14 protein-coding genes are annotated in these 12,122 nt (G+C 71.5%); 10 read left to right on the top strand and 4 right to left on the bottom strand.

Going from position 1 to position 12,122, the window contains the following annotated elements; genetic code table 11:
* Positions 1–42: 42 nt before the first annotated feature.
* The 8 genes from K1X13_RS17180 to K1X13_RS17145 all read left to right on the top strand — a co-directional run bounded on the left by K1X13_RS17180 (position 43) and on the right by K1X13_RS17145 (position 7,138).
* Positions 43–600 carry a peroxiredoxin family protein gene (locus K1X13_RS17180; protein WP_221026368.1) on the top strand — a complete coding sequence of 186 codons (558 nt, stop codon included), beginning with the start codon at positions 43–45 and terminating at the stop codon, positions 598–600.
* A gap of 79 nt (positions 601–679) precedes the next feature.
* Complete coding sequence (locus K1X13_RS17175; protein WP_221026367.1) at positions 680–1,489, top strand: glucose 1-dehydrogenase; 810 nt, start codon at positions 680–682, stop codon at positions 1,487–1,489.
* Positions 1,486–2,376 (top strand): cyclase family protein, encoded by an 891-nt coding sequence (locus K1X13_RS17170; protein ID WP_221026366.1) that lies wholly within the window; start codon positions 1,486–1,488, stop codon positions 2,374–2,376. Before K1X13_RS17175 ends, K1X13_RS17170 begins: the two co-directional genes overlap by 4 nt.
* An 11-nt stretch (positions 2,377–2,387) precedes the next feature.
* Positions 2,388–3,962: a GMC oxidoreductase gene (locus tag K1X13_RS17165; protein ID WP_221026365.1), complete on the top strand. Its 1,575-nt coding sequence runs from the start codon at positions 2,388–2,390 to the stop codon at positions 3,960–3,962.
* The gene (locus tag K1X13_RS17160) at positions 3,959–4,429 is read left to right on the top strand and encodes a DUF1440 domain-containing protein (protein WP_221026364.1); all 471 of its coding nucleotides are present in this window, start codon (positions 3,959–3,961) and stop codon (positions 4,427–4,429) included. The genes K1X13_RS17165 and K1X13_RS17160 overlap by 4 nt, the downstream gene beginning before the upstream one ends.
* A gap of 101 nt (positions 4,430–4,530) precedes the next feature.
* Complete coding sequence (locus K1X13_RS17155; RefSeq protein ID WP_221026363.1) at positions 4,531–4,728, top strand: hypothetical protein; 198 nt, start codon at positions 4,531–4,533, stop codon at positions 4,726–4,728.
* 7 nt (positions 4,729–4,735) lie between these two features.
* Positions 4,736–6,568: a glycoside hydrolase family 15 protein gene (locus K1X13_RS17150; RefSeq protein WP_221026362.1), complete on the top strand. Its 1,833-nt coding sequence runs from the start codon at positions 4,736–4,738 to the stop codon at positions 6,566–6,568.
* A 210-nt stretch (positions 6,569–6,778) separates the two neighbouring features.
* Positions 6,779–7,138 (top strand): YciI family protein, encoded by a 360-nt coding sequence (locus K1X13_RS17145; RefSeq protein ID WP_221026361.1) that lies wholly within the window; start codon positions 6,779–6,781, stop codon positions 7,136–7,138.
* 10 nt (positions 7,139–7,148) lie between these two features.
* On the opposite strand, the gene K1X13_RS17140 is transcribed toward K1X13_RS17145, so the two are convergent.
* Positions 7,149–7,910, bottom strand: coding sequence for an MBL fold metallo-hydrolase (locus tag K1X13_RS17140; protein ID WP_221026360.1), 762 nt, complete (start codon positions 7,908–7,910; stop codon positions 7,149–7,151).
* A gap of 94 nt (positions 7,911–8,004) precedes the next feature.
* Positions 8,005–8,811 (bottom strand): glutamate racemase, encoded by an 807-nt coding sequence (gene murI / locus K1X13_RS17135; RefSeq protein ID WP_221026359.1) that lies wholly within the window; start codon positions 8,809–8,811, stop codon positions 8,005–8,007.
* A 339-nt stretch (positions 8,812–9,150) separates the two neighbouring features.
* Here murI and K1X13_RS17130 point away from each other — a divergent pair, with 339 nt between their 5' ends.
* Positions 9,151–9,615 carry a GyrI-like domain-containing protein gene (locus tag K1X13_RS17130; protein WP_221026358.1) on the top strand — a complete coding sequence of 155 codons (465 nt, stop codon included), beginning with the start codon at positions 9,151–9,153 and terminating at the stop codon, positions 9,613–9,615.
* Positions 9,616–9,723: 108 nt separating this feature from the next.
* Complete coding sequence (locus K1X13_RS17125; protein WP_221026357.1) at positions 9,724–10,482, top strand: hypothetical protein; 759 nt, start codon at positions 9,724–9,726, stop codon at positions 10,480–10,482.
* Here the strand turns inward: K1X13_RS17125 and K1X13_RS17120 are convergent.
* Positions 10,461–11,123 (bottom strand): lysophospholipid acyltransferase family protein, encoded by a 663-nt coding sequence (locus tag K1X13_RS17120; protein ID WP_221026356.1) that lies wholly within the window; start codon positions 11,121–11,123, stop codon positions 10,461–10,463. The two genes, K1X13_RS17125 and K1X13_RS17120, sit on opposite strands and share 22 nt — an antisense overlap.
* A gap of 51 nt (positions 11,124–11,174) precedes the next feature.
* Complete coding sequence (locus K1X13_RS17115) at positions 11,175–12,122, bottom strand: PLP-dependent cysteine synthase family protein (RefSeq protein ID WP_221026355.1); 948 nt, start codon at positions 12,120–12,122, stop codon at positions 11,175–11,177.

Below are 12,122 nucleotides of genomic sequence, written 5' to 3'. Positions count from 1 at the left end.
CTGCCCCCGACCCACCCCACCGACCCCCACAGGAGAGCCACCATGAGCAAGGATCTCACCCCGGGCGCGACCCTGCCCGACTTCGAGCTGCCCGACGACAGCGGCACCAAGCACCGCCTGTCCGACCTCCAGGGCGACAACGCGATGGTGCTGCTGCTCGGACGCGGCGAGCACTGTCCCCGCGAACGCCAGCACCAGCACGAGATGGTCCGTTTCCACGGCTGGTGCGCGGTGGCGTACACGCAGCTGGTGACCGTGCTGCCCAACACCCTGCACGACGTGAGCAAGATGCGCATCGCGACCGGCGCCTACTGGCCGTTCCTGGCCGACGCGGACCTGGAGGTCCAGCGGCGCCTGGAGATCAACGAGTACACCGACAGCCACCACGCGGCGACCGTGCCGCACACGATCGTGCTCGCCCCCGGCCTGGTCATCGACAAGGTCTACGTCGGCTACTGGTTCTGGGGCAGGCCCTCGCCGGAGGACCTGTGGGCCGACCTGCGCGACCTCCACCGGCGGATCAAGTCCGACTTCGACCCCACCACCGAGCAGGCCCGCGCGGCCTGGACCGCTGCCCACAAGACCGGCCTGCCCGTGTAACGCAGGCAGGCCTCCGCAGGACTGCTACCTCGACGCTGTCGCACCCGCGCCCGAGACACCACCCCACAGGGAGACAGACATGCGAGGACTCAACGGCAAGAACGTCCTGGTCACCGGCGGCACCTCCGGCATCGGCCAGGCCATGGCGGTGCGTTTCGCCGAGTATGGCGCGAACGTGGCCATCAACTACCTGAAGCAGCTCGAGGAGGCCGCCGAGACCGAGGAGCAGGTGCACGCCTGCGTCCGCAGGGTCAAGGAGGAGGGCGTGCGCGACGTGCTGGTGCGCGGCGACGTCTCGAACGAGGCGGACGTGGTCGCGATGGTCGAGGACACGGTGCGCCAGCTCGGCGGCATCGACATCCTGGTCAACAACGCCGGCATCCAGATCTCGAGGCCGTCCGAGGAGCTGTCAGCGGCCGACTTCGACAGGGTCCTGGCGGTCAACCTGCGCGGTTCGTTCCTGTGCGCCCGCGAGGCCATCAAGCAGTTCATCGAGCAGGGCACGCAGGGCGTGGTCATCAACGTCTCAAGCGTCCACCAGCGCATCCCGAAGCCCGGCTACCTCGGCTACTCGGTGAGCAAGGGCGGCATGGCCAACCTCACCACGACCCTCGCCCTGGAGTACGCCGGCCGCGACGTCCGCGTCAACGGCATCGGCCCCGGCGCCACGGTGACACCGATTAACCGCGCCTGGGTCGACGACCCGCAGAAGGCCCAGCAGGTCACCTCGCACATCCCGATGCCCCGGCCCGGAACGGCCGACGAGATGGCAGGGGTGGCGTGCTTCCTGGCCAGCGACGACGCGGCGTACATCACCGGCCAGACGCTGTACGTCGACGGCGGGCTGACGCTCTACGCCGACTTCCGCGAGCCGTGGTCGTCCGAATGAGCGGCACCGACCAGGCCTGGTGGCCATCGCCGTTCGGCCCCGACGACCAGCACGGGATGCTGAACCACATCACCGACGAGAAGCGGCGTGCCGCCCTGGCGCACGTGCGCGGCGGCCGGATGTTCGACCTCGGCCGGGTTCTCGACGAGACCGTTCCGGTCTTCCCGGGACGCTACTTCCGCCAGTCGCTGCTGAGCACCGCCCACCACACAAACGCCCGGCAGGGCGGCGGCCTGGGCGAGAACCAGGTCAACTGGGTGATCGAGATCGTCTCGTCCACGACGCAGCTCGGGACCCACCTGGACATGCTCAACCACCTCCAGATCGGTGACCGCGGCTACAACGGATGGACCGTGTCGGAGCTGGCGGAGCCCTGGGGCACCAGCCGGCTCGGCGCGGAGACGGCCCCGCAGATCGTCACCACGGGATGGCTGGTCGACGTACCGGCCGCCCGTGGGGTCGAGAGCCTCGACCGCGGCGACGTGGTCACTCTCGAGGACGTCAAGCGTGCTCTCGACGGGGCCGAGCCCGAGCCCGGCGACGCGGTCCTCTTTCACACCGGCTGGGGACGCCACTGGTCGAGCGCCGAGGACTACCTCGGCGGCGAGCCGGGGCCGGGCATGGAGGTCGCGCACTGGCTCGCCGACCGCGGCGTCGCGCTCACCGGGTGCGACACGTGGAGCTACGGCCCGGTGCCCGCCGAGAACCCCGACCGCCCCTTCGAGGTGCCCCAGCACCTCAACGTCCGGCACGGCGTGTTCGTCGTCGAGAACCTCGACACGGCCGCTCTCGCAGCCGAAGGCGTGCGCAGGTTCGCGCTCGTCCTGACCCACCCGAAGCTCCGTGGTGCCACCGGCGCCTGGACCTCCCCCATCGCCCTGGTCTGAGGAGACCTCAGATGAACAACCACTACGACATCGTCATCATCGGCACCGGCGCGGGCGGCGGCACGCTCGCGCACCGACTCGCGGCGTCCGGCAAGCAGATCCTGCTGCTGGAGCGCGGCGACTACCTGCCTCGCGAGCCCGAGAACTGGGACAGCCGCGAGGTCTTCATCAAGGGCCGCTACAAGGCCCCCGAGGAGTGGTACGACAAGCACGGCAAGCCTTTCCACCCCGGCGCCCACTACTGGGTCGGCGGCAACACCAAGGTCTACGGCGCGATCCTCTTCCGCCTGCGGGAGCGCGACTTCGGCGAGGTCCGGCACCACGGCGGCATCTCGCCGGCCTGGCCCCTGTCCTACACCGACTTCGCGCCCTACTACACCGAGGCCGAGCGGCTCTACCACGTGCACGGGCACCGGGGCTCCGACCCGACCGAGCCGCCCTCGAACGACCCGTACCCGCACCCGCCGGTCAGCCACGAGCCGCGCATCCAGCGCCTCTCCGACGACCTCGAGCGCGCGGGCCACAGGCCGTTCCCGCTGCCGGTCGGGGTGATGCTCGACGAGGCCGACCCGGAGAACAGCCGCTGTGTCCGGTGCACCCGGCTCGACGGCTTCCCCTGCCTCGTCGACGCCAAGGCCGACGCCCACGTCGTCGCGGTCCGCCCGGCCCTGCTGCACCCCAACGTGACCCTCGTGCGCCGGGCCAAGGTCGAGCGCCTCGAGACCGACCCGACCGGCCGCAGCGTCAGCCAGGTCGTCGTAGAACGTGACGGTGAGCGGGAGACCTACAGCGGCGACATCGTCGTCGTCTCCTGCGGCGCGGTGAACTCCGCCGCACTGCTGCTGCGCTCGGCCTCCGACAAGCACCCCGGGGGCCTGGCCAACTCCTCCGGCGTCGTCGGCCGCCACTACATGGCCCACCTCAACACGGCCATGATCGCGCTCTCCCGCGAGCCCAACCCGACGCGGTTCCAGAAGACGCTCGGCCTCAACGACTTCTACTGGGGCGCGGACGACTTCGACTTCCCCCTCGGCCACATCCAGATGCTCGGCAAGACCGACGGCCAGATGCTGAAGGCCGGAGCGCCCAAGGGGACGCCGAAGCCGATCCTGGACTACGTCGCCAAGCACGCGATCGACTTCTGGCTCACCACCGAGGACCTCCCGCACCCGGGCAACCGGGTGACCGTCGACCGCGCGGGACGGATCCAGCTCAGCTACACCGACCGCAACACCGAGGGGCACCGCCGCCTGGTGCACAAGCTCGAGCAGCTGCTCCCGATGCTGGGCTGCCGCGAGCGAACCCTCCCCAGCACGGTGACGCGCGACGAGCGGATCCCGATCGCCGGGGTAGCTCACCAGTGCGGAACGGTGCGCTTCGGCGACGACCCGACCAGCTCGGCCCTCGACGTGAACTGCAAGGCGCACGACCTCGACAACCTCTACGTGGTCGACACGAGCTTCTTCCCCTCGAGCAGTGCGGTGAACCCGGCGCTGACCGCGATGGCCAACGCCATGCGGGTCGGCGACCACCTGCTCGACCGTCTCGGCGCCACGACGCGGCAGACCGCGGGAGCGCAGTCATGAGCCGGCCACGACACGGCCGGCGCGGACCGGTCGGCCTCCTCGCGCGCGGTGTCGTCGCGGGGGTGGTGGGTACGGCGGCCATGACGGCCTCGAGCACCATCGAGGCGAAGCTGCGGGGCCGTCCGGCCTCCACGGCACCGGCACGCGCAGCCCAGAAGGTGCTCGGCATCGAGGAGTTCTCCTCCGAGCGCAACCAGGAGCGCTTCAGCAACGCCGTGCACTGGGGCTACGGGACCGGCTGGGGCGTCGCCCGCGCGGTGTTCGGCGCCGTGGGGATGGCTCCGGTGCTGGCCTCGGCCGCTCACCTCACGGCCATGTGGGGCGGCGCCCTGGCCATGCTGCCCGCCCTCGGGGTGACCCCGCCCGCCACGCAGTGGGGAAGGGAAGAGGTCGCGATCGACCTCTTCCACCACCTCGTCTACGAAAGCAGCACGTCGCTCGCCTACGAGCTGCTCGACCACCGTTGACCCCGACCGGACCGGCCGACGAAACCGCCGGAGCGCTGTAACGCCGGGACCGCTCTCGATGACTGTTCATCAGGGACTCGCCACCAACAGCGGAGGACACCATGAACACCACCACCATCGCGGCACCCGTCGACGACCCACACGTCGAGCTCTGGCGGTTCGAGCGGCTCCGCGCCGCTCACTGCCCGCCGGACGTCGCCATGACGCTGGCCACCAGCCGCGACGTCGACCTGCACCGTGCCCTCGGCCTCCTGGCCGGCGGCTGCCCACCCGAAACCGCCCAAGACATCTTGTTGTGAGGAACCCATGAGCACCACCGCCATCGCCGACCACGCGCTTCTCTCCGACTGCCACTCCAGCGCCCTGGTGGACAAGGAGGGCTCCGTCGAGTGGCTGACCTTCCCCCGTTTCGACAGCCCGTCGATCATGGGGCGGCTGCTCGGGGAGAACGCAGGCCACTGGTCGATCCGGCCCGTCGGCGACTTCACCACCACGCGCCGGTACGTCGACGAGACGCTGGTGCTCGAGACGACCTTCGACACCGGCGGCGGCACGGTCGTCTTGACCGACGCCCTCGCCATGGGACCTCACAACGAGGGGCACGCCATCGGCCGGAACGCCCCGCACATCCTCCTGCGCAGCCTCAGCTGCACCGCGGGCGAGGTGGAGGTCGAGGTCTCCTACGCTCCCCGGCCGGAGTACGGGCTCGTCGTACCCCTGCTCTCCCAGGTTCCCGGCGGCGTCACCGCGCGCGGCGGGGCCGAGTGGCTCGTGCTGACCACCCCCGTCGACCTCCACCTCGACACCGGCACCGGCACCGGGCGGGTCCGGATCCGCGAGGGCGAGACGCTGCGCTTCGCCCTCCACCGGTCGACGCTGAGCGAGACCCCGGCGCGGGTCCACTCCGAGTCCGAGCTCATCGAGATGACCCAGCGCACGCTCGAGGCATGGCGGTCGTGGTCATCGCTGCACCAGACCTACGACGGCCCGTGGCGCGACCTCGTGCACATCAGCGGCCGGGTCCTCCAGTCCCTGACCTACCAACCGAGCGGCGCCATCGTCGCCGCGGCCACCACGTCGCTCCCCGAGGCCGTGGGCGGTGAGCGCAACTGGGACTACCGCTACTCCTGGGTCCGCGACGCGAGCCTGACCATGGAGGCGCTGTGGGTGGCGGCCTGCCCGGACGAGGCGACGGACTTCTTCTCCTTCATGGCCACGGCGGCCGCCACCGGCGTGGGCCCGGAGAAAGCCCTCCAGATCATGTTCGGGATCGGCGGCGAGCATGACCTCACCGAGCGCACGCTCGACCACCTCGACGGGTGGCGCGGCAGCAGCCCGGTCCGCGCGGGCAACGGCGCCTGGAACCAGCAGCAGGTCGACGTCTACGGCGAGCTGCTCGGTGCGGCACACCGGCTCTCCGACCAGCTGGCGGGCCTCGACGAGGACACGCGCCGCTTCCTCGTCGCCCTCGCCGACGCCGCCGCGGTCCGCTGGCGCGAGCCCGACCAGGGGATCTGGGAGGTCCGCGGCGACCCGCAGCACTTCCTCTACTCCAAGGTGATGTGCTGGGTCGCGCTCGACCGCGCCATCGAGCTCGCCGACGTAATCGGCGACCGGTCGCGGGTCGAGGAGTGGAAGCGGACCCGCGACGAGATCTCCGAGGCAGTCATCCGCGACGGCTGGAGCGACTCGGCCGGTGCGTTCACCCAGCACTTCGGGACCGACGCCCTCGACGCGTCGAACCTGATGCTGCCGATCGTCGGCTTCCTCCCCGCCACCGACCCGCGGGTGCTCGCCACCATCGACGCGATCGAGGAGCGGCTCACCGACGACCGCGGCCTAGTCTACCGCTACCACACCGAGGAGGGGGTGGACGGCCTGGCCGGCGAGGAGGGCACCTTCCTGCTCTGCACGTTCTGGCTCGCCCAGGCCCTGGCGATGGCCGGTCGCCTCGACCGGGCCCGCGCAGTGTTCGAGGGCGCCGCCAAGTACGTGAACGACGTCGGCCTCCTCGCCGAGGAGGTGGACCCCGAGACCGGGGAGCTGCTCGGGAACTTCCCGCAGGCCTTCAGCCACATCGGCCTGGTCAACGCGGCATGGGCGATCTCCGAGGCCGAGCGGCAGGCCAAGGCCGCCTGACCGCCCTGTCCCCTGTCCTCCGCTACGCGCTGAGCACCCCTCGCTCTCCCGGATCTCCTAGCCGATGAGCGTGCGAGTGCTCTCCGCTGCCACCTCACGCCGGTGTTTCAATTCCGGTACCACCGTGTCGGATTCGCCTGTCGCCGTTCGTGGGGTAGGTGAACGCGGTCCGCTGGGTCCGCCCGAGCAGAAGGAGCAGAAGGAGCAGTCATGCCCGAGTACCTCCTCTACTTCAACCAGCAGTGGGTGGGCGACCACACCGAGGAGTGGTTCCGCGGGCGCGGACCGCTCGCCATGGCGGTGGTCAACGAGATGAAGGCTGCCGGCGTGTACGTCTTCGCCGGGGGTCTCGAGGAGGAGGACGGCCCGGTCTACAGCGCCGACCCCACCGGTGGCACCGTGGTGATCACCGACGGACCCTACGTCGAGACCAAGGAGTTCCTGGGCGGGTTCGCCGTCGTGGACGTGGCCGACGACGAGGCCGCGACGATGTGGGCGGGCAAGATCGCGGAGGCCTGCGGCTGGCCCCATGAGGTGCGCCGCTTCAAGCCGCAGCCTCGGGTCGAGTGACGCCACTCCGTCAGAGGTCGTACGTCGCCCCGCAGACGGCGAGCTCGAGAGGCCCCTCGAACACCGGGCGGGCCTCCTCGAGCGCGTCCTTCGGGTCGTACCACGGCGGGATGTGCGTCAGGACGAGCCGACCCGCACCGGCGCGCACCGCCGTCTCGGCAGCTTCCTTGCCGGTCATGTGGAGCTCGGGCGGGTTCTCCTCGCCCTCCCGGAAGCTGGCCTCTGCGACGAGCAGGTCGGTGTCGCGGGCAAGGTCGACGAGCGCTTCGCAACGGGCCGTGTCGCCGCTGTAGACGAGGGAGCGACCCTGGCTGGTGACCCGCATCGCGTAGGCGTCGACGGGGTGCAGCACCCGCCTGACCTCGACGGTCAGCGGGCCGACCGAGACGGTCCCCTCGTCGTCGTACTCGTGGAAGTCGAACTCCTCGGTCATCCCGGGGTTCTCCGCGAGGCCGTAGGCCTCGGCCAGCCGCTTCGCCACTCCGCGTGGACCGTAGACCGGGATGCGCGGAGGGGCGCCGGCCGGGTGGTACTTGCGCAGCACGTAGTAGCCGCTCATGTCGAACCAGTGGTCCGGGTGCAGGTGACTGATGAAGACCCCGTCGATGCTCAGCGGGTCGGCGTGCCGGTGCAGCCGGCCGAGCGCGCCGCTGCCCAGGTCGAGCAGGACCCGCCAGGTGCGCCCGTCCTGGTCGGCCTCCACGAGGTAGCAGCTGGCCGGCGAGTCCGGGCCCGGGTAGGACCCCGAGCAGCCGACGACGGTGAGCCTCACGCCGGCCCCCCGGAGCAGCGCGGGGCGGCGCTCGGGCGGCGCTGATGCGGGCCCCCGCGGAAACGCGAGCGCAGCGTGCGGTCTGGTGAGGTGCTCATGCGCGCACCCAGGCGAACTGGTTCACGCCGCGCATCTCCGGGCCGAGGAACCGGCGGCCGATCCGCTCGAACTCCGCGGGCGACCCGGTGGTGAGGAACCGGTGCTCGGGCGGCCCGAGGTCGGGGTCGCGCTCGAGGCCGTGCCGGACGAGGAGCTTGTAGACGTCCTTCGCGGTCTCCTCCGCGCTGGAGACCAGGGTGACCTGGTCGCCCATCACCAGGGACAGGACGCCGGTCAGCAGCGGGTAGTGCGTGCAGCCGAGGACGAGCGTGTCCACGCCGTGCGAGACCAGCGGGTCGAGGTACTCGTGGGCGACCTTGATCAGCTCGTCTCCGCTGGTGACGCCGGCCTCCACGAACTCCACGAAGCGCGGGCACGCCTGGGTGTGCAGCAGCACGTGCGGCGCGGCGGCGAAGGCGTCGTCGTACGCCATCGACTCGGCGGTCGCCCGGGTGCAGATCACGCCGATCCGGCCGGTGCGGCTGGCGGCGACCGCGCGCCGGGTGGCCGGGAAGATCACCTCGACCACGGGCACCGGGTAGCGCTCGCGGGCGTCGCGGAGGACGGCGGCGCTGGCGGAGTTGCACGCGATGACGAGCGCCTTGACGCCCTGGTCGACGAGGTGGTCGAGGCACTCGAGGGCGTACTCGCGCACCTCCCCGATCGGCTTGGGGCCGTAGGGCTGGCGGGCGGTGTCGCCGAGGTAGAGGACGGGCTCGTGCGGCAGCTGGTCGATGACCGCACGGGCCACGGTGAGTCCACCGAAGCCTGAGTCGAAGATCCCGATAGGTGCGTCCGCCACGCGATCAGGCTAATGGCTCGCCACGCCCACCTCACGCGCGAGCGACCCACGTCACCTGCGACGGTGGTCACGCCCCCAGGGGTGGAATACCCCCAGGGGAATGCGCTTGGCCTGCTCGGACACGGCCGGGTTCACGGTCGGCGCGGTCCTGGCCGGCGTGCTCGCCGACGCGTTCGGCGTCCGTGCAGCCGTGTGGGCCGTCGCCGCGCTCACGCTCGGTCTCCGGCCTCGTCGTCGCGGTCCGGATGCGCGAGACGCTGGCCGCGCGCGCCGCGTGGTCTGACCCCGCGGGACCTTCGCCCCTCGTGGACACCGGGCGGCGTCCGACAGGGTGGGGTCATGAGCTACGAAGTGCGCCTCGTCGACCTCCAGGAGCAGCCCGCGGCCGCCGTACACGGTCACGTCGCCCACGACGGCATCGCCGACTTCCTCGGCTCGGTCTTCGGCGAGGTGGTGGGAACCGCGGAGCAGCAGGGGGTGGGCGTCGCGGGCGCGCCGTTCGCGCGCTACCGCCCCGCCGACGACGGCGGCTGGGACATCGAGGCGGGCTTCCCCGTGACGGGCACCGTCTCCGCCTCCGGCCGGGTCGAGCCGGTGACGCTGCCCGGCGGCCGGGTGGCCCGGACGATGCACGTCGGCGCCTACGAGAAGCTCGGGGACGCCTACAAGGCGACGAGCGACTGGATCACCGACAACGGGTACGTCGCCACCGGCGAGCCCTGGGAGCTCTACCTGGACGGCCCCGAGGTGCCCGAGCCGCGCACCGAGGTGTTCTTCCCCTGCGCGGAGTCACACCACGCCTGAGGGCAGCGCCGGCGCTTGCGGGGTCGATCATCGGCACCTGCTGCGGGCGTCTGGCCTGCGGACGGCGCCGGGCGTGCGCCGTCGTGGTGCGCCGAGGACGTGGTGCACGTGGCGATCGAGCACCCCCGCAACAGGGTCCAGTTCCCCGGGGTGCGGCTGCACCGCCTGGTGGACCTGCCCGCGCGGGTGCGGTGGAACCTCGGCCCGCCGCGGCTGGTGCTCGAGGAGGCCGTGCTCGACGTGTGCGCGTCCGCGTCGGCCCGGACCGAGGCACTCGCGGTCGCGGCGGACCTGTGCCAGCAGCACAGGACCACCGCCGCGCGGCTGCTCGATGCCCTGGGCCGGCGGCGGCGACTGCGCCACGGGGCATGGTTGCGCTCGACGCTGGGCGACGTCGCCGAGGGGGCGTTCTCGGTGCTCGAGCAGGGGTACCTGTCACGCGTGGAGCGGGCGCACGGCCTGCCCCGCGGGGAGCGGCAAGCGGTCGCCCGTGCCTCAGGCGGGGTGGTCTTCCGCGACGTGGAGTATCCGCGGTTCGCGCTCGTCGTGGAGCTCGACGGGAGGGTCGGCCACGAGCTGGTCCGGGACCGTTGGCGCGACATGGAGCGAGACCTCGTGGCCGCGGCCGGTGACTCGCTGACGCTGCGACTGTCCTGGCGCCACGTGGACCAGCACGCCTGTGCCACCGCCGTACGCGTCGCCGGCGTCCTGCAGCGGCGCGGCTGGCCGGGCGCGGCACGCCCCTGTGGGCCGGGCTGCGCCGTCAACGGCCAGCGGGGCGATCACCGGCACCGGCTGCGGGCAATCGACCCGGCTAGGCCCCGGGAAGACGCGGGCGGGACCGGTCAGCTGGACCGCTCGTTGTAGCGGCCGGCGAGCTCCTGGCCGGACATGGCGTGGATCGCCGTCATGATCTCGTCGGTCACCTCCCGGCGCGCCCGCGCGGCGGGGACCCCCTCGTACCGGCCCCGCACCTCGATCGGGCGGCCGAAGTGGACCTCCACCTTCGCCAGGCGGGGCAGACGTGAGCCGACGGGCTGGAGCTTCTCGGTGCCGACCACGGCCACGGGTACGACGGGCGCCCCGGTGGCGAGCGCGAGCCAGGCCACCCCGGTCTTGCCGCGGTAGAGCAGCCCGTCGCGCGAGCGGGTGCCCTCGGGGTAGATGCCGAAGGCGCCGTCCTTGCGCAGCACGCCGAGCGCGGCGTCGAGGGAGGCCTGTGCGGATCGGGTGTCGTCGCGGTCGACCGGGATCATCCCGAAGAAGGTGAACCAGGCCCGCATCAGCGTGCCCTTGACCCCGGTGCCGGTGAAGTAGTCGCTCTTCGCGAGGAAGACCACCTGCCGCGGCACGCACACCGGGATCACCATGCTGTCGACGAAGGACAGGTGGTTGCTGGCCAGGATGAGCGGACCCTTGCGCGGGATGTTCTCCACCCCGGTCACCGTCGGGCGCCACACGAGGCGGAACACCGCAGCGAGCAGCCCCTTCAGGATGCGGTAGACCATGCTGCTCCCCTGCTGTCGCTCCGCTTGATCTCCGCTGCCAACGTCCTGGGCTCAGGCCCAGAGCTGCCCGTCGAGACGCTCCTCGGCCTCGTCGATCGTGCCTTCGTAGGCGCCGGTGGAGAGGTACTTCCAGCCACCGTCGCACACCACGAAGACGATGTCCGCACGTTCGCCCGCCTTGACCGACTTCGCGGCCTGGGCCAGCGCGGCGTGCAGGATCGCGCCGGTGGAGATGCCGGCGAAGATACCCTCCGTCTCGAGCAGCTCGCGGACCCGGCGTACGGCGTCGCGCGGACCGACCGAGAACCGTGAGTCGATCATCGTCTCGTCGTACAGCTCCGGGACGAACCCCTCGTCGAGGTTCCGCAGGCCGTAGACGAGCTCGCCGTACCGGGGCTCGGCCGCGACGATCTTCACCTCCGGGGCCTTCTCCTTGAAGAACCGGCCGGTGCCCATCAGGGTTCCGGTGGTGCCGAGGCCGGCCACGAAGTGCGTCACCGAGGGCAGGTCGGCCAGGATCTCCGGGCCGGTTCCCTCGTAGTGCGCGAGCGCGTTGGCGGGGTTGCCGTACTGGTAGAGCATCACCCAGTCGGGGTGCTCCTCGGCGAGCCGCTTCGCGACCCGGACGGCCTCGTTGGAGCCGCCCGCGGCCGGCGAGGAGACGATCTCGGCGCCCCACATGCGCAGCAGCTGGCGGCGCTCCTCCGAGGTGTTCTCCGGCATCACGCACACCAGCCGGTAGCCGCGCAGCTTCGCGACCATCGCCAGCGAGATGCCGGTGTTGCCGGAGGTCGGCTCGAGGATCGTGCAGCCGGGACGCAGCGAGCCGTCCCGCTCACCCTGCTCGAACATCGCCAGGGCGGCGCGGTCCTTGATCGACCCGGTCGGGTTCATGTCCTCGAGCTTCGCCCACAGCCGCACGTCCGGGGACGGCGACAGCCGGGGCAGACCGACCAGCGGCGTGCCCCCGACGGAGTCGAGGAGGGAGTCGAAACGCAT

The organism is Nocardioides jiangsuensis (assembly GCF_019679455.1).
Taxonomy (GTDB): Bacteria; Actinomycetota; Actinomycetes; order Propionibacteriales; family Nocardioidaceae; genus Nocardioides_C; species Nocardioides_C jiangsuensis.
Note: the sequence above shows the minus strand (reverse complement) of the source record. Positions and strands in the feature narration are given on the sequence as shown.

Excerpts from the sequence above, each read along its gene's own strand:
- K1X13_RS17130 (WP_221026358.1), top strand. The coding sequence starts at position 9,151 with ATGAGCTACGAAGTGCGCCTCGTCGACCTCCAGGAGCAGCCCGCGGCC.
- K1X13_RS17120 (WP_221026356.1), bottom strand. The coding sequence starts at position 11,123 with ATGGTCTACCGCATCCTGAAGGGGCTGCTCGCTGCGGTGTTCCGCCTC.
- K1X13_RS17145 (WP_221026361.1), top strand. The coding sequence starts at position 6,779 with ATGCCCGAGTACCTCCTCTACTTCAACCAGCAGTGGGTGGGCGACCAC.
- K1X13_RS17150 (WP_221026362.1), top strand. The coding sequence starts at position 4,736 with ATGAGCACCACCGCCATCGCCGACCACGCGCTTCTCTCCGACTGCCAC.
- K1X13_RS17175 (WP_221026367.1), top strand. The coding sequence starts at position 680 with ATGCGAGGACTCAACGGCAAGAACGTCCTGGTCACCGGCGGCACCTCC.
- K1X13_RS17170 (WP_221026366.1), top strand. The coding sequence starts at position 1,486 with ATGAGCGGCACCGACCAGGCCTGGTGGCCATCGCCGTTCGGCCCCGAC.
- K1X13_RS17160 (WP_221026364.1), top strand. The coding sequence starts at position 3,959 with ATGAGCCGGCCACGACACGGCCGGCGCGGACCGGTCGGCCTCCTCGCG.
- K1X13_RS17165 (WP_221026365.1), top strand. The coding sequence starts at position 2,388 with ATGAACAACCACTACGACATCGTCATCATCGGCACCGGCGCGGGCGGC.
- K1X13_RS17155 (WP_221026363.1), top strand. The coding sequence starts at position 4,531 with ATGAACACCACCACCATCGCGGCACCCGTCGACGACCCACACGTCGAG.
- K1X13_RS17180 (WP_221026368.1), top strand. The coding sequence starts at position 43 with ATGAGCAAGGATCTCACCCCGGGCGCGACCCTGCCCGACTTCGAGCTG.
- K1X13_RS17115 (WP_221026355.1), bottom strand. The coding sequence starts at position 12,122 with ATGCGTTTCGACTCCCTCCTCGACTCCGTCGGGGGCACGCCGCTGGTC.